General features: G+C 64.7%; 17 protein-coding genes. 2 read left to right on the plus strand and 15 right to left on the minus strand.

The genetic code is table 11. From position 1 onward, the window contains the following. Positions 1 to 33 precede the first annotated feature (33 nt). The gene (locus BBA01S_RS16195; RefSeq protein ID WP_027817371.1) at positions 34 to 687 is read right to left on the minus strand and encodes a methionine ABC transporter permease; all 654 of its coding nucleotides are present in this window, start codon (positions 685 to 687) and stop codon (positions 34 to 36) included. Then, positions 677 to 1,714: a methionine ABC transporter ATP-binding protein gene (locus tag BBA01S_RS16200; RefSeq protein WP_027817372.1), complete on the minus strand. Its 1,038-nt coding sequence runs from the start codon at positions 1,712 to 1,714 to the stop codon at positions 677 to 679. Before BBA01S_RS16200 ends, BBA01S_RS16195 begins: the two co-directional genes overlap by 11 nt. A 367-nt stretch (positions 1,715 to 2,081) precedes the next feature. On the opposite strand from BBA01S_RS16200, the gene BBA01S_RS16205 reads away from it, so the two are divergent. Further along, positions 2,082 to 2,915: an alpha/beta hydrolase gene (locus tag BBA01S_RS16205; RefSeq protein ID WP_027817373.1), complete on the plus strand. Its 834-nt coding sequence runs from the start codon at positions 2,082 to 2,084 to the stop codon at positions 2,913 to 2,915. 6 nt (positions 2,916 to 2,921) lie between these two features. On the opposite strand, the gene BBA01S_RS16210 is transcribed toward BBA01S_RS16205, so the two are convergent. Beyond that, positions 2,922 to 3,704, minus strand: a complete 783-nt coding sequence (locus tag BBA01S_RS16210; protein ID WP_027817374.1) for an enoyl-CoA hydratase — start codon at positions 3,702 to 3,704, stop codon at positions 2,922 to 2,924. Positions 3,705 to 3,736: 32 nt separating this feature from the next. Then, positions 3,737 to 4,663: a histone deacetylase family protein gene (locus tag BBA01S_RS16215; RefSeq protein ID WP_027817375.1), complete on the minus strand. Its 927-nt coding sequence runs from the start codon at positions 4,661 to 4,663 to the stop codon at positions 3,737 to 3,739. A 281-nt stretch (positions 4,664 to 4,944) separates the two neighbouring features. Between BBA01S_RS16215 and mltB the strand changes: the two genes are divergently transcribed. After that, a complete protein-coding gene (gene mltB, locus BBA01S_RS41480) occupies positions 4,945 to 6,309 on the plus strand; it encodes a lytic murein transglycosylase B (RefSeq protein WP_084162212.1) in 1,365 nt (454 codons plus the stop codon). Between the two features lie 113 nt (positions 6,310 to 6,422). Here mltB and cysM read toward each other — a convergent pair whose 3' ends face one another. From cysM to aroA, 11 genes are all read right to left on the minus strand, one after another. Next, on the minus strand, positions 6,423 to 7,325 hold the full coding sequence (gene cysM, locus BBA01S_RS16225; protein WP_027817376.1) for a cysteine synthase CysM: 903 nt from the start codon (positions 7,323 to 7,325) through the stop codon (positions 6,423 to 6,425). 255 nt (positions 7,326 to 7,580) lie between these two features. After that, positions 7,581 to 7,976: a ComEA family DNA-binding protein gene (locus BBA01S_RS16230; RefSeq protein WP_027817377.1), complete on the minus strand. Its 396-nt coding sequence runs from the start codon at positions 7,974 to 7,976 to the stop codon at positions 7,581 to 7,583. A gap of 78 nt (positions 7,977 to 8,054) precedes the next feature. Further along, positions 8,055 to 9,047, minus strand: coding sequence for an ADP-glyceromanno-heptose 6-epimerase (gene rfaD, locus BBA01S_RS16235; protein ID WP_027817378.1), 993 nt, complete (start codon positions 9,045 to 9,047; stop codon positions 8,055 to 8,057). A 127-nt stretch (positions 9,048 to 9,174) separates the two neighbouring features. Continuing rightward, positions 9,175 to 10,167, minus strand: a complete 993-nt coding sequence (gene rfaE1, locus BBA01S_RS41485; protein ID WP_084162214.1) for a D-glycero-beta-D-manno-heptose-7-phosphate kinase — start codon at positions 10,165 to 10,167, stop codon at positions 9,175 to 9,177. Further along, the gene (locus BBA01S_RS16245; RefSeq protein ID WP_027817379.1) at positions 10,130 to 11,536 is read right to left on the minus strand and encodes a UDP-glucose dehydrogenase family protein; all 1,407 of its coding nucleotides are present in this window, start codon (positions 11,534 to 11,536) and stop codon (positions 10,130 to 10,132) included. Before BBA01S_RS16245 ends, rfaE1 begins: the two co-directional genes overlap by 38 nt. Positions 11,537 to 11,601: 65 nt before the next feature. Next, a complete protein-coding gene (gene lapB, locus BBA01S_RS16250) occupies positions 11,602 to 12,777 on the minus strand; it encodes a lipopolysaccharide assembly protein LapB (RefSeq protein ID WP_027817380.1) in 1,176 nt (391 codons plus the stop codon). 63 nt (positions 12,778 to 12,840) lie between these two features. Further along, entirely contained in the window at positions 12,841 to 13,134 is a 294-nt protein-coding gene (locus tag BBA01S_RS16255) for a lipopolysaccharide assembly protein LapA domain-containing protein (RefSeq protein ID WP_027817381.1), read from the minus strand. Between the two features lie 366 nt (positions 13,135 to 13,500). After that, positions 13,501 to 13,824 carry an integration host factor subunit beta gene (locus tag BBA01S_RS16260; protein WP_027817382.1) on the minus strand — a complete coding sequence of 108 codons (324 nt, stop codon included), beginning with the start codon at positions 13,822 to 13,824 and terminating at the stop codon, positions 13,501 to 13,503. 25 nt (positions 13,825 to 13,849) lie between these two features. Further along, a complete protein-coding gene (gene rpsA / locus BBA01S_RS16265) occupies positions 13,850 to 15,580 on the minus strand; it encodes a 30S ribosomal protein S1 (RefSeq protein WP_027817383.1) in 1,731 nt (576 codons plus the stop codon). 162 nt (positions 15,581 to 15,742) lie between these two features. Next, the gene (cmk, locus tag BBA01S_RS16270; RefSeq protein WP_027817384.1) at positions 15,743 to 16,453 is read right to left on the minus strand and encodes a (d)CMP kinase; all 711 of its coding nucleotides are present in this window, start codon (positions 16,451 to 16,453) and stop codon (positions 15,743 to 15,745) included. A gap of 63 nt (positions 16,454 to 16,516) precedes the next feature. After that, the gene (gene aroA / locus BBA01S_RS48095; RefSeq protein WP_027817385.1) at positions 16,517 to 17,821 is read right to left on the minus strand and encodes a 3-phosphoshikimate 1-carboxyvinyltransferase; all 1,305 of its coding nucleotides are present in this window, start codon (positions 17,819 to 17,821) and stop codon (positions 16,517 to 16,519) included. Positions 17,822 to 17,857 lie beyond the last annotated feature (36 nt).

A 17,857-nucleotide genomic window follows, 5' to 3' on the forward strand; every position in this document is an offset into this window, starting at 1 on the left:
GTTTGGACGATCCGCTTACTGCGCTTACTGCGGTTACTTGTGGCTCAGGCGCCGCACCAGCCAGTCGCCGAACGACTGCACGATCTGCACGAACACGATCAGCACCACGACGACCAGCAACATGACTTCCGGCTCGAAGCGCTGATAGCCATAGCGGATACCCAGGTCACCCAGGCCGCCGCCGCCGATCGCACCGGCCATTGCCGAATAGCCGACCAGCGAAATGAACGTGATCGTCAGCCCCGCCACCACGCCAGGCAGCGACTCAGGCAGCAGCACCTTGAAAACGATCTGGCTGGTGGTCGCGCCCATCGACTGCGCGGCTTCGATCAGGCCGCGATCGACTTCACGCAGAGCCGTTTCGACCAGACGCGCGATGAACGGCGCGGCGGAGATCGTCAGCGGCACGATGGCAGCGGCCGTGCCGATCGACGACCCGACCACGACGCGCGTAAACGGAATCACGGCGACCAGCAGGATGATGAACGGCGTCGAGCGCACGGCGTTGACGACCACGCCCATCGCGCGATTGACGGCCACGTTCTGCAGCACGCCGTTGCGGTCGGTCAGATAGAGCAGCACGCCGAGCGGCAAGCCCACGGCCGCGCCGACCAGTCCGGAAATGCCCACCATGATGAGCGTCTCCCAGAACGACTGGACGAACATATCGAACATTTCACTCCACATGGGACAGCTCCTCCACCACCACACCCTGCTCGCGCAGCCACGTCATGGCCTGCGCCACCTTCACCGCATCGCCGCCCGCGAGCACCGCGAGCGAGCCGAACGCCTGCCCCTGGATCTCGTCGATCTGGCCATGCAGGATGTTGAAATCGAGTTCGAAGCGGCGAATCGTCTCCGAGAGCACCGGCTGGTCGACACCCGAGCCCTTGAAGGCGAGGCGCAGCAGGTGCGCGTTGCCCTTGGCCAGACGTTCGACCACGCGCGCCTTGAGCGTGGGCGGCAGTTCCTGGGCGATCACGTCGCCGAGCAGCGCGCGCGTGACTTCGTGGTGCGGCTGGAGAAACACGTCGAGCACCGGCCCGGTTTCCACCACCCGGCCCGCGTCGAGCACGGCCACGCGGTCGCAGACCTGTTTAATCACTTCCATCTGGTGCGTGATCATCACGATGGTCAGGTTCAGTTCGCGATTGATCTTGCGCAGCAGATCGAGAATCGCGCGCGTGGTTTCCGGGTCGAGCGCCGAAGTCGCTTCGTCGGAAAGCAGCACCTTCGGCTTGCTGGCCAGTGCGCGCGCAATACCCACGCGCTGCTTCTGGCCGCCGCTGATCTGCGACGGATAGCGGTCTTTCTGCGCCGTGAGGCCGACCAGTTCGAGCAGCGGCAGCACCGCTTCTTCGATCTGGGCGCGCTTCATGCCCGCGAGTTCGAGCGGCAGCGCCACGTTGTCGAACACCGTGCGCGAGGACAACAGGTTGAAGTGCTGGAAGATCATGCCGATCTCGCGGCGCGCTTCGCGCAGGTCGGCGCTGGAGAGCGTCGTGAGCGTGCGCCCGTTGACGACGATGTCGCCTTCGGTGGGTCGCGTGAGCAGATTGAGGGTGCGTACGAGCGTACTCTTGCCCGCGCCGCTGCGGCCGATGATGCCGAACACCTCGCCCTGCGGAATCGTCAGATTGACGTTGTGCAGCGCCTCGACCCAGCCGCCTTGCGGGCCGGCGAAGCGCTGGAACACGTTTCGAATTTCGATCATGAAAAAAACGAAACGGCGGGGTGTGCCGTGCGCCACAGGAATCTTGCAACGATCTTTCAACCGCACAAGCCACGTCGCACCGGCAGACTGCCGCCGTTTGATGGACTGGAATCAACTCGACATTTTACCCTGGCCGGCAAAATTCCTTTTAATAATCAATTCCGATACTTTCATAACCCAAACGCATTAGAGGGATCGTGCGGCGAAATGCGGGTGTGTGCGCGCCGAATCGGCGCTACCCTCCCCCGACTGCCCGATCCCGATAATCAAACCACCAAGGAAAAGAGGCGCACATATGGAGACAAGCCAGTTGAACGCCGCTGCACACGCGGTACCGAGCGGTTACGGCGCAGCCGAAACCGTCACGCTGCGCGCGCGCGACGGCGCCGAACTGCCGCTCTACGTCTGGCGCACGGTCGCCAAACCGGCGCGCGCGGCCATCGCGCTGGTTCACGGACTCGCCGAGCATGCGGGGCGCTACACCGCACTGGCGGCGCGACTGAACGCCGCGGGCATCGACGTCTACGCGATCGACCTGCGCGGCCATGGGCGTGCGAGCGGGCGGCGCGCGACGATCCAGCGCTTCGACGATTACCTGGACGACGCCGAAGCGCTGATCGCCCATGCATCGGCACAGAGCGCCCGGCGCCACACGCCGCTCTTTCTGATGGGCCACAGCATGGGCGGGGCGATCGCGGCGCTCTACGCCATCGAGCGCGCGCCGCGTGCGGGCGTGAATTTCGCGGGCCTGCTGCTGTCGAGCGCCGCGCTGGCGCCCGGCCGCGACGTGCCGCAGTGGATGATTTCCGCGAGCCGCGTGATGAGCGCGATCTGGCCGCGCTTTCCGGCCATGAAGATCGACGCCGCGTTGCTCGCGCGCGATGCGGCCGTGGTCGAAGCCAATCGCGCCGATCCGCTCGTGCACCACGGCGCGATTCCCGCGCGCACCGGCGCGGAATTGCTCGAAGCGATGAAGCGTATCGAAGCGGGCCGCGCGCAATTGCGCCTGCCGGTGCTCGTGTGGCACGGCACCGAAGACAAGCTCACGGAACCCGATGGCAGCCGCGCATTCGGCGAACACGTCGGCTCGGCCGATCGCACGCTCACGCTGTACGAAGGCAGCTTCCACGAAACGCTCAACGATCTCGACCGCGAGCGCGTGATCGCATCAATGCTGGACTGGATCGACCGCCACTGCTGAACGGGGCTACTTCGCGCCCCGCTTGTCGATAAACGCCTGCACGCCGTCGAGCGCCGGATCCGTCATCATGTTGCACGCCATGGTCTGCCCGGCGAGTTGGTACGCAGCCTCGACACTCATTTCGAGCTGCCGGTAGAAGAGTCCCTTGCCCGCCTCGACCGCCTCGCGCGGCTTGGCGCAGATCCTGGCGGCGAGCGCCGTCACGGCTTCATCGAGTTCGTCAGGCGGCACGACGCGATTGACGAGTCCTTCGCGCAGCGCCGTCGGCGCGTCGATGAAGTCCCCCGTCATCAGCATCTCGAAGGCCGCTTTGCGCGACACGTTGCGCGTGAGCGGCACCGCAGGCGTCGAACAGAACAGCCCAAGGTTGATGCCCGACACCGCAAAGCGCGCGCAGTCGGCCGCCACGGCGAGATCGCACATCGCGACAAGCTGGCAACCCGCCGCCGTCGCCACGCCCTGGACCCGCGCGATCACGGGCTGCGGCAGCGTCTGGATCGCCAGCATCATCTTCGAGCAGCGTGCGAACAGCGCCTTGTAGTAGTCGAGCGAGGGCGTGGCGCGCATCTCCTTGAGATCGTGGCCCGCGCAGAACGCGCGCCCTGCCGCTGCGATCACGACCACGCGCGCATCGGATTTCGCGATAGCGGCAAGCTGGGCCTGCAAGGCGTCGATGAGCGCTTCGGAGAGCGCGTTGAACGCGTCGGGCCGATTCAAGGTAAGACGCACGACGCCCGCAACGCCATACGCGTCGTACGTCACATCGATCAGCGGGGAATCCTGGTGCATGACGCTGTGCTCCCTGGCAACGCCCTGGACAATCAGATGCCGGCCATCACGCGCAGATGCGCCACCACGCTGCGCCCCAGCGCCGAGAGGTTGTAGCCGCCTTCGAGACAACTCACGATGCGCCCCTTCGCGTGACGTTTGGCGACATCGACGATCTGCTCGGTGATCCACGCGTAGTCGTCCTCGACGAGACCCATGTTGCCGAGATCGTCCTCGCGATGCGCGTCGAAGCCCGCCGAGACGAACACCATCTCCGGCTTGAATTCGTGCAGGCGCGGCAGCCACAGAATGTCGATGGCCTCGCGCACCTCCATGCCTTTGGTGCGCGCCGCCATCGGCACGTTGACCATGTTCGGTGCCTGGTTGTCGGCGCCCGAGAACGGATAGAACGGATGCTGGAAGATGCTGCACATGAGCACGCGCGAATCGCCCGCGAACGCGGCTTCCGTACCGTTGCCGTGATGCACGTCAAAGTCGACGACGGCCACGCGTGACAGGCCATGCACGTCGAGCGCATGGCGCGCCGCGACGGCGACGTTGTTAAAGAAGCAAAAGCCCATCGCGCGCGCGGGCTCGGCGTGATGGCCGGGCGGGCGCACGCTGCAGAATGCGTTCTCGTAGCGGCCCGCGATCACGGCGTCCGTCGCGGCAACGGCGGCGCCCGCCGCGCGCAAGGCGGCCTGCCACGTGTGCGGGTTCATCGAGGTATCGGGGTCGATCGCGGCGTAGCCTTCCTGCGGCGCGAGCTGGCGCAGGTAATCGATATGCGCCTGGGTGTGCACGCGCAGGAGCGCGGCTTCGTCCGCGAGCGGCGCGGAGTCGTCGCGCTCGATCAGCGCGTCGATGCGGCTGGCGATGAGCTGGTCTTCGATGGCCTGCAGGCGTGCGGGGCATTCGGGATGCCACTCGCCCATTTCATGCAGCAGACAGTCGGGATGCGTGAAAAAACCGGTCGTCATGTGTCGTACTGGCCGCGGCGCACGCAGGCGCATCGCGGGTCTCCATCAGGTCTTTCGTCGGGGTGCTGCGCAGGGATTCGCAACAGTCGCGCGGGCCGCGGTCAAGCGCGGGTTAGCGTCACGTTACCACACGGCCACTGCATCGATTGCGCCAGCAGGCGTGCGAGGTGCGCCGCCATCGCGTTCCCCACGTGCGCAAGCCCATCAGGCTTAGTGCGCGCGAAGTGCTCGGGTATACTGCCCCGCACCCCTTTCTCCCGTTCAGATCCCGCTCGCCTCCCATGACGCACACGTCCGCGCAAAAGTCCGCTCCGTCAGTTTCCGGCCACCCGCGCATTTCGTCTTTCGCCCTCGCGCTCTGCACTGCGGCGGCGCTGTGGACTGGCGCCGCGCATGCGCAATCCGCTCCGCCGGCTCCCGCAGCGTCCACTGCGAAGCGCAAGCCCGTGACGCTCGCCCAGGCGCAGCCGCAACAGGCTTCGCAAGGCCAGACGTTCGAAGAGGAAATCGTCCCGCAGCGCTACGCGAACAATCCGAACGTCGATGCCTTCATCAACGACATGGTCGCGCGCTACGACTTCAACGCCGATGCGCTGCACGCCCTGTTCGCAAGCGCCAGCTACTCGGCGACGGCGGTGAAACTGGTCACGCCCTCGCCCACGCCGGGCACGAAAAACTGGCGCGCGTATCAGGCGCGCTTTCTCGACACCGTGCGCATCAATGCGGGCGTGAAATTCTGGCGCGCGAACCAGGCGACGCTCCAACGCGCATCGGACGAGTTCGGCGTGCCGCCGGAGGTGATTGTCGGCATCATCGGCGTGGAGACGATCTACGGCCGTTACATGGGCAACTTCCGCGTGCTCGACGCACTCACGACGCTCGCGTTCGATTATCCGGATACGCCCAATCGCGCCGACCGCATGGCGACGTTCCGCAAGAATCTCGAAGACTACCTGGTGTGGACGCGCGATGCGCAGCTCGATCCGTCGTCGGTGCTGGGTTCGTACACGGGCGCGATCGGCATTCCGCAGTTCCTGCCGAGCAGCATCGTGCAATACGCCGTCGACTACGAAGGCAATCACCATATCGACCTGCGCGCAAGCACGGCCGATGCGATCGGCAGCGTCGCGAACTATCTGAAGCAGAACGGCTGGGAAACGGGTCGCCCGGTGGTGTGGAAGATCGCCAACGATGCGGGCAGCCAGGGCATTGCGCAGGCCGCCGCCGACGGCAAGCCGGATCCGCGCTGGCCGCTGGTGCAGTTGCTGCGCTCGGGTCTCGCGCTCAACGAGCCGAATGTCGATATCGCAGCCGAAGGCGGCACGCCGGTCACCGTGATCGATCTGCCGACTCCCGGTCGCGCGACCGAGTACATGCTGGGCCTGAAGAACTTCTATGTGATCACGCGCTATAACCGCAGCTTCTTTTACGCGCTGTCGGTGTATCAGCTTGGCCAGCGCGTGAAGGCACAGATGCTGGCGTCGCAGTCCGGCGCCGATGCCGGCGCAGACACGGGCGGCGATGTTGGCGGCGATGTGAGCACCGGGCCGTCGAACGGCACGACGACGCTCACGCCGCAGCAGTTACAGCAATTGCAGCAACTGCGCCAGGCACGCCCCACGCAACCTCAGGCGCAGCCGCAATAACGCACGCTGGATCGCGCCACGAAAAAGGGCGGTCTGTCTCACAAGACAGACCGCCCTTTTGTATTCAAGCGCGTCGGCTTGGCAGCGACGCTCAAGCCACGCTCAAACCATAATCAAGCCGGGAACACGCCCGTCGACAGATAACGGTCGCCGCGATCGCAGACGATGAACACGATCGTCGCATTCTCAAGCTGGCGCGCGAGACGCATCGCGACTTCGCACGCGCCGCCCGACGAGATGCCCGCGAAGATGCCTTCGACCGAGGCCAGACGGCGCGCCATCGCTTCGGCGGCGGCCTGGCTCACGTTCTCGACGCGATCCACGCGGCTGCGGTCGAAAATCTTCGGCAGATAGGCTTCGGGCCACTTGCGGATACCCGGAATACGCGAGCCCTCTTCCGGCTGCGCGCCGACGATCTCGATGGCCGGGTTCTGCTCTTTCAGATATTGCGACGTGCCCATGATCGTGCCCGTCGTACCCATCGACGACACGAAGTGCGTGATGCGGCCTTCAGTCTCGCGCCACAGTTCCGGGCCGGTGCCTTCGTAATGGGCAAGCGGATTATCGGGATTGGCGAACTGGTCGAGGATGATGCCCTTGCCGTCGCGCTGCATCTGCTCGGCGAGATCGCGAGCGTATTCCATGCCGCCCTTCACCGGCGTGAGCATGATTTCCGCGCCGTAGGCGGCCATGCTCTGGCGGCGTTCGATCGAAAGATCCTCCGGCATGATGAGGATCATCTTGTAGCCGCGAATCGCCGCGGCCATCGCCAGCGCGATGCCGGTGTTGCCGCTCGTCGCTTCGATCAGCGTATCGCCCGGCTTGATGCGGCCGCGCTGCTCCGCCTTGCGGATCATCGACAGCGCGGGGCGGTCCTTGACCGAGCCTGCCGGGTTGTTGCCTTCCAGCTTGGCCAGCACGATGTTGTTGCGGGCGCGGATTTCATCGTCCGGCAAACGGACGAGTTGCACGAGCGGCGTGTTGCCAATCGTGTCTTCAATGGTCTTGTATGGCATAAAAGGTGACGGTCAGGCGCGATTACGTGATTTTTCGATTCTAAACCACGCGGCCTGCCTGCGCTGAGGCGCCCTGACAGCCCATGCGGACATGAGGGTCGCGAGCGGTCGCGACCGCCGCAAAAAGCCCGCGGCCGGAACCGCGGGTTCAACGTCGCCCGAACGGTGGTTGAGCGGCACCGTGGCGACACCTGAAGGAGACTGCCGCCGCGCCATGCGAGCAAGGTCGCGGCGCGGCTATCACGCGCGCGAGCGCTACTTCTTCACCGCGACCGTGGTGCTGCCAACAGTTGCGCCCGTAGCCGCGCCTTGCGCGTTACCGCTCTTTGCCGTCGCACCCTTCGCGCCCGCGCTGCCAGCCGTCTGCGTCGCCGCACCGGGCTTGCCGTTAGCCGGGCCGACCGACAATCCTTCGGCCTGCAAACGTTCGACGGTATGACCGCCCAGCCCCTTCACCCGCTTGCCGAGATCGGATGCATCCTTGAACGGGCCATGCGCGCCGCGCTCGTCGAGGATGGCCTTGGCGCGTGCGGGCCCGATGCCCTTGATGCCACGCAGCGCATCCTCATTGGCGGTGTTGACGTCCACGGCGCCGAATGCCTGGCCGAAGGCGGCAAGCAGCGCCACCAGTGCGAGAATTTTTCTGATCATGCTGGATCTCCTTTGATAGCCACCGCCGGCGACCATCGCCGGCGAGGAGAATCCAGTTTAGGGAGAGACCGCTTGTGCTTACACCTGGCCAGATAGCCAACGTACGTAGCGATCGACGCCTTCCTGAACCGTCAGGAACGGCGCGTCGTAGCCCGCTGCGCGCAGTTTCGACTGGTCAGCCTGCGTGAAGCACTGGTACTTGCCGCGCAGCGCATCCGGGAACGGGATGTATTCGATCAGCCCTTCCTTGACCTGCTCTTCGAGCGTGAGCGCGGGCTTGCCTTCCATCGCACGCAGCGTGTTGACGACGCTCGTGGCGATGTCGTTGAACGGCTGCGCACGGCCGCTGCCCAGATTGAAGATGCCGCTCTTCTCGGGATGATCGAAGAAGAACAGGTTGACCTTCACCACGTCTTCCACCGACACGAAGTCACGCGTCTGCTCGCCCGGCGCGTAGCCGTTGTACTCGCCGAACAGCTTCACGCGGCCTTCGGCGCGGAACTGGTTGAAGTTGTGGAACGCCACCGACGCCATGCGCGCCTTGTGCGTCTCGCGCTGGCCGTACACGTTGAAGTAACGGAAGCCCGCGATCTGGCTTTGCGCCGTGGGCAGCACGCGGCGGATCACCTGGTCGAACAGGAACTTCGAATAACCGTAGACGTTCAGCGGCGCTTCCACTTCGCGATCCTCGACGAAGCGCGTCGAGCCGCCGTAGATCGCCGCCGACGACGCGTAGAGGAACTGCGCGCGCTGCGCGAGGCAGGCGTCCAGCACCGCACGGCTGAAGCGGAAGTTGTTGTCCATCATGTAGCGGCCGTCGGTTTCCATCGTGTCCGAACAGGCGCCTTCGTGGAACACCGCGCGCACGTTGCCGAAGTCGCCGCGCGTGAAGCGCTCGACGAATTCGGTCTTGTCGAGGTAGTCGTCGATTTCGCAATCGACCAGGTTCTTGAACTTGTCGGCGCGCGTGAGATTGTCGACGGCGATGATACGGTCTTCGCCGCGTTCGTTCAGCGCCTTGACGATGTTGCTGCCGATGAAGCCGGCCGCGCCGGTCACAATGATGGTCATGGTATTTCTGCGGTGAAGTTTCACGCGAGGGTTCACGCGGGCCGGGAAAACTCTCCAGAAATCCCGGCCGGGGCGCCCCGAAGTTTCACTTCAGGGCGGCGCGGTGGTCAACCGCGCGCGTGCAACGTCATTGAAAGAGTTCGTCGTAATCGACGGTGGCGGTGCCGAGCTTGCCGACCACGATGCCGGCCGCGCGGTTGGCGAGCGCAACACCTTCCTGAAGCGAAAGGCCCGCGCCCAGCGCGGTTGCGAGGGTGGCAATCACCGTGTCGCCGGCGCCCGAGACATCATACACTTCGCGCGCAACGGTCGGCGTATGCAGCACGCCGTCCGCGGAAAAGAGCGTCATACCCTCTTCCGAACGCGTGAGCAGCAACGCGTCGACTTGCAGCTCCGCGCGCAGCTTCGTCACGCGCGCCAGCAGATCGTCCTCGGACTTCCAGTTGCCGATGACTTCGCGCAGTTCGGCGCGGTTCGGCGTGATGACGCTCGCGCCGCGATAGCGCTCCCAGTCGTCGCCCTTCGGATCGACCAGCACGGCCTTACCGGCGGCGCGCGCCTTCGAGATCATCTGCGTGACGTGCGTGAGGCCGCCCTTCGCGTAATCCGACATGAGAATCACGTCGTGCGTGGGCAGCAGCGCGTCGAAGCGCGCGAGGCCCGCGAGCAGCGCCTCGTGCGCAGGCGTGTTCTCGAAGTCCACGCGCAGCAGTTGCTGCTGGCGCGACAGCACGCGCAGCTTGATGGTGGTCGGCAGCGCGGGATCGCGTTCGAGATGCGCGTGCACGTGGCTTTCGCCGAGCAGCTCGACGATACGCTCGCCCGGCTCGTCATGACCCACCACGCACAGCAGCCCCGCCTGCGCGCCCAGCGCCGCCGCATTGCGCGCGACGTTGGCTGCGCCGCCCAGGCGGTCTTCCTGGCGCTGCACGTGCACGACCGGCACCGGCGCTTCCGGCGAGATGCGGTTGACGTCGCCGAACCAGTAGCGGTCGAGCATCACGTCGCCCACCACCAGCACGCGCGACTGGCCAAACTGCTCGCGCGGCACGACCTTGACGTCGGGTGCGAGCGCCGCGTAATCAGGCTGCTGAGGTTGCATCGCTTGCGTGTTTGACATGGGGGCGCCCGATCGAGTGATAGTCAAAGCCGTGCTCCGCCATCGCGTCCGGCTCGTAGAGATTGCGTCCGTCGAAGATGCGCGGCGCTTTCAGCTCCGCCTTGAGCGCTTCGAAATCGGGGGCCTTGAAGGCCGTCCATTCGGTGACGATCACGAGCGCATCGGCGCCCGCGAGCGTGTCGTCCTGGCTCGGCGCAAAGGTGATGCGCGCGAGCAGCTCCGGCGAGTTCGCCAGATCGAGTGCGAACACGCGGCGCGCCTCGTCGGTCGCGACCGGATCGTAGGCCGACACCGTCGCGCCGCGCGACACGAGTTCGGCGATCAGGCGACGGCTCGGCGCTTCGCGCATGTCATCGGTGTTCGGCTTGAATGCGAGGCCCCAGACCGCGAAGTGCTTGCCGCTCAAGTCCTCGCCCAGCGACTTGACGATCTTGCCGACCAGCACGTCCTTCTGGTCGTGGTTCACGTCCTCGACCGCTTCGAGAATGCGCAGGTTCTGGCCGGATTCCGCAGCCGTGCGGATCAGCGCCTGCACGTCCTTCGGGAAGCACGAGCCGCCATAGCCGCAGCCCGCGTAGAGGAAGTGATAGCCGATGCGCGGATCGGAGCCGATGCCGCGACGCACCGCTTCGATGTCGGCGCCCACGCGGTCGGCCAGGTTCGCCATCTCGTTCATGAACGAGATGCGCGTCGCCAGCATGGCGTTGGCCGCGTACTTCGAGAATTCCGCCGAACGCACGTCCATGTAAATCGTGCGTTCGTGGTTGCGGTTGAACGGCGCATAGAGGCGCTTCATCTTCTCGCGCGCGAGTTCGCCGTTAGCGTCTTCGTCGATGCCGATGATGATGCGGTCGGGACGCATGAAGTCGTCCACGGCCGCGCCCTCTTTCAGGAACTCGGGATTCGAGACCACCGAGAAGCGGTGTTGCTCGCTCGCGTCGATGCCGCGTTTGGCGAGTTCCTCGGCGACCACGGCCTGGACGCGCTGCGCCGTGCCGACCGGCACCGTCGATTTATCGACGATGACCTTGAAGCCGTTCATGTGCCGGCCGATGCTGCGCGCGGCTTCCAGCACGTATTGCAGGTCGGCGGAACCGTCCTCGTCCGGCGGCGTGCCGACGGCGATGAACTGCACCTCGCCGTGCTCGACGCTCGCGGCGATGTCGGTGGAAAACGTGATGCGGCGCGCCTTGCGGTTACGCTGGATGAGTTCGAGCAGGCCCGGCTCATGGATGGGCACGCCGCCGTTGTTCAGAATGTCGATCTTGCGCGGATCGACGTCGAGGCAGAACACGTCGTGACCGATTTCGGCAAGGCACGCCCCGGTGACGAGGCCGACATAGCCGGTACCGATAATGGTGATTTTCATACGCGCTCCGGTGACAGATTCGGATGTTGATATTGCATGGTCGCGGGCCGACTTGAAGCGGCCCGTCAGCTTGACGCCGGAATCGGCTCGACGCGGCGCGGCGCGTAGGTTTCCCAACCGCTACAGCCCGGGCACTGCCAGTAGAAAAGACGCGCGCGGAACCCGCAGTTCTGGCAGGTATAGCGCGGCAGATTCTTGGTGCGCTGCTGGATCAGCTTGCGCATGAGTTCCAGTTCGCTGCGTCGCGGCTCCTCGGCGGTGGCCTGCTGCGCTTCGAGCAGACGCGTCATGCCGGCGAGATTCGGCGACTTCTGCATCTGCGTGCGCGCGAGCGTGTGGGCCGCGTCGGGGCCGTTGAGCTCGGCTACATATTTATAGGCCACATCGAGCAGATCGTTCGACGAATGGCGGTCGACCCAGTCGGTGAGCAGTTTTGCGCCTTCCGGCGCTTTGCCCAGCGTCTCGTAGGCCTTCATGATCTTCTCGGCCACGAGCGGCAAATAGGCCGCGTTCTGCGGCTCGACGCGCTTCCATTGCGTGAGCGCCGACTGGGCGTCGCCGCTGGCGGCGTCGACGTCGCCCGCGAGAATCGTGGCGCGCACGTTCTGCGGATTCGCCTTGAGCGCGAGGCCGAGCTGGCGACGCGCCTCCTCCGGGTTCTTGCGCTGCAGGGCTTCCTGCGCGAGTTCGCAATGGAACTGGGCGATTTCCAGGCCGAGCGGCTGCGCACCCATGGTTTCGAGCTGGCGCGCGGTGTCGATCGAGCGGTTCCAGTCCTTCTCGATCTCGTAGATCGTGAGCAGCGCGCGCTGCGCGCCCTGCGCGTAGTCGCCGGACTTGAGCGTGCCGAAGGTTTCCTCGGCGCGATCGAGCATGCCCGCCTTCAGGAAGTCCTGTCCGAGTTCATAGAGCGCGTGGTCGCGCTCGTTGACCGGCAGATCGGCGCGCGAAAGCAGGTTCTGATGCACGCGGATTGCACGGTCGGTTTCGCCACGGCGGCGGAACAGGTTGCCGAGCGCGAAGTGCAGCTCGACCGTTTCCGGATCGAGCTTGGCGACTTCGATGAACGCATCGATCGCCTTGTCCGGCTGTTCGTTGAGCAGGAAGTTCAAGCCGCGGAAATAGGAGCGCGGCAGGTTGGCGCTTTCGGACAGCAGCGCCTTGAGGTCGTAGCGCGACGCCATCCAGCCGAGCGCAAAAGCGACGGGAATGACGAGGAGCCACCAGAAATCGAGATCCATGCGAGCGATGGTATGAGGTTCAAGCCGCACGCCTGGATGAGCGCGCGCGGCGGGTCATTCGAATCAGATGAGCGGCGGCAGCGGCGGTTCAGCGGCGACCACGGGCGTTTCGCGCGCAGTGCGCAGCTCACGCTTGAGGCGGCCGTTTTCCATGCGCAGCCGGAACATCGCCGGCAGCGCCGAAAGCAGCCCGGCCAGCAGGCCGACCACGAAGAACGCCAGCCCGATCAGGATGAGCGGGGCCTGCCACGCATAGCCGGCCAGAAAGTTCAGCGTCGTGGTTTGCGTGTTGGCCAGTGCGAGCACGAGCAGCAGCACGAAGACCAGCACACGGATCACCCAGGCGATCAATCTCATGAAGGATTCTCTTGGCAGTTGCGGGAGAGCGCCGGCGCGGCCGGCTTGCTGCGCCGCAGCAAAGGACGCGCCGAAGTGTCCCGTATTGTAATGGAACGGCCCGCGACCCGGCACGTGCGCGAAGCCGCACGGTGAGCCGAACAATGCGGGACGACAAGAACACCTTACACGGCGTCAGCGCGCCTCACACGGAGAAAGAAACGCTCACGAAGCGCGCAGGCAGTGCGCACACAGCGCATCGCGCAAAAAACGCGGACGAAAAAAAAGCGCCGGGTTTCGAAAAACCCTGCGCTTTCTTCGGTCCATGCACTGGCCATCTGGCATTGACCGCCAACGGCTGCAACCGCTGCAATAACCTTGCGGCGATTACAGATCGTCGTCCGGCTCGTCCGCCTTCAGCGGCTCGCCCGAATTACGGTCCACGCGCTCGCGCAGTTCCTTGCCCGGCTTGAAGTGCGGTACGAACTTCTCAGGTACCAGCACCTTTTCACCCGACTTGGGATTGCGTCCGACGCGTGACGGCCGGCGATTCAGTCCGAAACTGCCGAAGCCGCGAATTTCGATGCGATGGCCCTTGGCAAGCGCCTCGGACATCGCATCGAGCATCGTTTTCACCGCGAAATCCGCATCCTTGAGGACAAGTTGCGGAAATCGCGTAGCCAGCTGCGCGACCAATTCAGATTTGGTCATACTTCAGCTTGCCCCCGTTTGAGGCTTACTGGTTCTGGCCGTCGAGCTTGGCCTTCAGCAGCGCGCCGAGGTTGGTCGTGCCGGTAGCAGCCGCACCCGTGTCCGACGACATGCTGCGCAGTGCTTCTTGCGTTTCAGCCGAGTCCTTCGCCTTGATCGACAGGTTGATGCCACGCGACTTGCGATCGATGTTGATGATCATCGCGTTGACCTTGTCGCCTTCCTTCAGCACGTTGCGAGCATCTTCCACGCGGTCTTGCGCGATTTCCGAAGCACGCAGGTAGCCTTCGACGTCAGCGTTCAGGGTGATAACTGCACCCTTTGCGTCGACCGACTTGACCACGCCGTCAACCGTCGAACCCTTGTCGTTGACAGCAACGAAGTTGCTGAACGGGTCGCCTTCGAGCTGCTTGATACCCAGCGAGATGCGTTCCTTCTCGACGTCGATACCCAGAACCACGGCTTCGACTTCGTCGCCCTTCTTGTACTTGCGAACAGCTTCTTCGCCCGTTTCCGACCACGACAGGTCCGACAGGTGAACCAGACCGTCGATGCCGCCCGGCAGACCGATGAAGACGCCGAAGTCGGTGATCGACTTGATTGCGCCTTGCAGCTTGTCGCCCTTCTTGAAGTTGCGGCTGAAGTCATCCCACGGGTTCGGCTTGCACTGCTTCATGCCGAGCGAGATGCGGCGGCGGTCTTCGTCGATCTCGAGGACCATGACTTCGACTTCGTCGCCCAGCTGGACAACCTTCGACGGAGCAACGTTCTTGTTGGTCCAGTCCATTTCCGACACGTGAACCAGGCCTTCGATGCCCGATTCGACTTCGACGAACGCGCCGTAGTCGGTGATGTTCGTGACCTTACCGAACAGGCGCGTGCCCGACGGGTAACGGCGCGAGATGCCTTCCCACGGATCGTCGCCCAGTTGCTTGATACCGAGCGAAACGCGGTTCTTTTCCTGGTCGAACTTGAGGATCTTGGCGGTGACTTCCTGGCCAACCGACAGGACTTCCGACGGGTGACGCACGCGACGCCATGCGATGTCGGTGATGTGCAGCAGGCCGTCGATGCCGCCGAGGTCCACGAACGCGCCGTAGTCGGTGATGTTCTTGACCACGCCGTTGACGATCGCGCCTTCCTTCAGCGTTTCGAGCAGCTTTGCGCGCTCTTCGCCTTGCGTGGCTTCGATCACTGCGCGGCGCGACAGCACGACGTTGTTACGCTTGCGGTCGAGCTTGATGACGCGGAATTCCAGCGTCTTGCCTTCGTACGGCGTCGTGTCCTTGACCGGACGCGTGTCGACGAGCGAACCCGGCAGGAACGCGCGGATGCCGTTGACCATGACGGTCATGCCGCCCTTGACCTTGCCCGTGATCGTGCCGGTCACGAGTTCGTTGTTGTCGAGAGCCTTTTCCAGCGACAGCCACGAAGCGAGACGCTTTGCCTTGTCGCGCGACAGGATCGTGTCGCCGTAGCCGTTTTCCAGCGCGTCGATCGCGACGGAAACGAAATCGCCCGCCTGAACCTCCACTTCGCCCTGGTCGTTCAGGAATTCCTCGAGGGGAATGTAAGCCTCGGACTTCAGGCCAGCGTTGACAACCACGAAGTTGTGGTCGACGCGCACGACTTCAGCGGAGATGACTTCGCCGGCGCGCATGTCCTGGCGGGTCAGCGACTCTTCAAACAGAGCCGCGAAAGATTCGGTATTGGGGGTGGAGGTTTGCAGGTCGGACATAAAAATCTGGATTTGCATGGTTTCTGCTGCGCTTCCAGCCTGTTCCAGGCCGGTTGGGCGTTGAGGCCGGAGCGCTTACGCTCGTGGCACGGATGCAAAAGCCATACGGGGTTAAAGGGTTAAGACACGCCCCGCTTCCCAGCAGGGCACCACTACGCACTACGTTGTTACGACTGCTCTTTACTGCGATTTGCCGTGTGCATCGGTATGACGCACGGGCAAAGTCTGGTACCACTGCACGACCTGTTCGACCGCCTGGTCGATGGACAGCGCCGAGGTATCCAGCAGCTTCGCATCTGCTGCGGGCTTGAGCGGCGCGGCCGCGCGATTACTGTCGCGCGCGTCACGTTCACGCAAATCCCGGAGCAAGTTATCCATATTAGCAGAAAATCCTTTTTGGATCAATTGCTTATACCGGCGGGCCGCGCGGGCCTCCACGCTGGCCGTCAGGAACACCTTCAGACCGGCATCCGGGAAGATCACCGTACCCATGTCGCGGCCGTCTGCAACGAGCCCCGGCAGCTTGCGAAAGGCCCGCTGGCGCGCCACCAGCGCGGCGCGCACGGACGGGTGCGCCGCGATCATCGAGGCCCGGTTACCGACTTCCTCGGCGCGGATTTCGTTCGAAACATCGACGCCGTCGAGCTGGGCCATGCCCTCGCGAAACGTGATGTGCAGATCGTCGATGAGCCTGGCGAGGCCGTCGGCGTCGTCGGCGGCGATCGTGTAGCGCACGCTCGCGAGCGCGGCGAGGCGATACAGCGCGCCGCTGTCGAGCAGGTGAAAGCCCAGGTGGGCGGCAAGCAGCGCGGCTACCGTGCCCTTGCCGGAGGCGGTCGGGCCGTCGATCGTGATGACGGGCGTCGGATAAAAGGGACGAGTCGATTTCATGCGGCGGTCGGTCTCATGCAGCGAACCGTCCTGCGACGGCCCGGCTGCGAAAAATCAGCAAAATCAGGGTTGGGCGAGCTCAAGAAAACGCTCGAAATAATCGGGGAACGTCTTGCCGACGCACTTCGGATCGTTGATGCGCACCGGCACGCCACCCAGGCTCACGAGCGAAAAGCACATCGCCATGCGGTGATCGTCGTAGGTGTCGATCGCGGCGTTCGGCGTGAGTTTCTCGGGCGGGCGCACGATCAGGTAATCGGGGCCCTCCTCCACGTTCGCGCCCACCTTGCGCAGTTCCGTGGCCATCGCGGCGATGCGGTCGGTTTCCTTCACGCGCCAGCTCGCGATGTTGCGCAGCGTGGTCGCGCCGTCGGCGAACAGGGCGGCGACGGCGATTGTCATGGCCGCATCGGGAATCAGGTTGAAGTCCATGTCGATGGGGTCGAGCTTGCCGTGATCGTTGCCGATCCCGCGCACCTCGATCCAGTCGTCGGCGACCGTCACGTTCGCGCCCATGCGCATGAGCGCCGCCGCGAACGCGACATCGCCCTGGATGCTCGCACGGCCCACGCCTTCCACCCGGATCGGGCCGCCGCCAATGGCGCCCGCCGCGAGGAAATACGATGCCGACGACGCGTCGCCTTCGACCATGATCTTGCCCGGCGACTGGTAACGCACGCCTGCCGGCACTTCGAAGCGGTGCCAGCCGTGACGTTCGACCTTCACGCCGAAACGCTCCATCAGCTTGATGGTGATTTCGATGTAGGGCTTCGAGATCAGCTCGCCGTCGATTTCGACGATCGTCACGCCGCCTTCGGCGCGCACGAGCGGCAGCGTCATCAGCAGCGAGGTGAGGAACTGGCTCGACACGTCGCCGCGCACGCGCACCGGCGCCGTCACGTCGATCTGCGCGGGACGGATGCGCAGCGGCGGGAACCCTTCGTTCTCCTCGTAGTCGATCTTCGCGCCGATCTGGCGCAGACCATCGACGAGGTCGCCGATCGGGCGCTCGTGCATGCGCGGCACGCCGTGGATGCGATAGTCCCCGCCATTGACCGCGAGCGCCGCCGTGAGCGGGCGCACCGCCGTGCCGGCGTTACCGAGGAAAAGATCCGCGCGCACTGCCGTAAAGGCGCCGCGCGTGCCCTGCACGACGCAGGTGTCGCCGTCGCGCTTGAGCTTCACGCCGAGCTTTTCCAGCGCGTCGAGCATCACGCGCGTGTCGTCGGAGTCGAGCAGGTTCGTGATCGTCGTTTCGCCTTCGGCCAGCGCCGCGAGCAGCAGCACGCGGTTCGAGATGCTCTTCGAGCCAGGCAGGCGGATCGTGCCGGACGCACGGGTGAACGGTCCGAGTTCGAGGTGTTCCATGAGCGTGTCCTGATGGTGCGGCGTGGCAAGCGGGAA

Source organism: Paraburkholderia bannensis NBRC 103871 (assembly GCF_000685015.1).
In the GTDB taxonomy this organism is placed as follows: Bacteria; Pseudomonadota; Gammaproteobacteria; order Burkholderiales; family Burkholderiaceae; genus Paraburkholderia; species Paraburkholderia bannensis.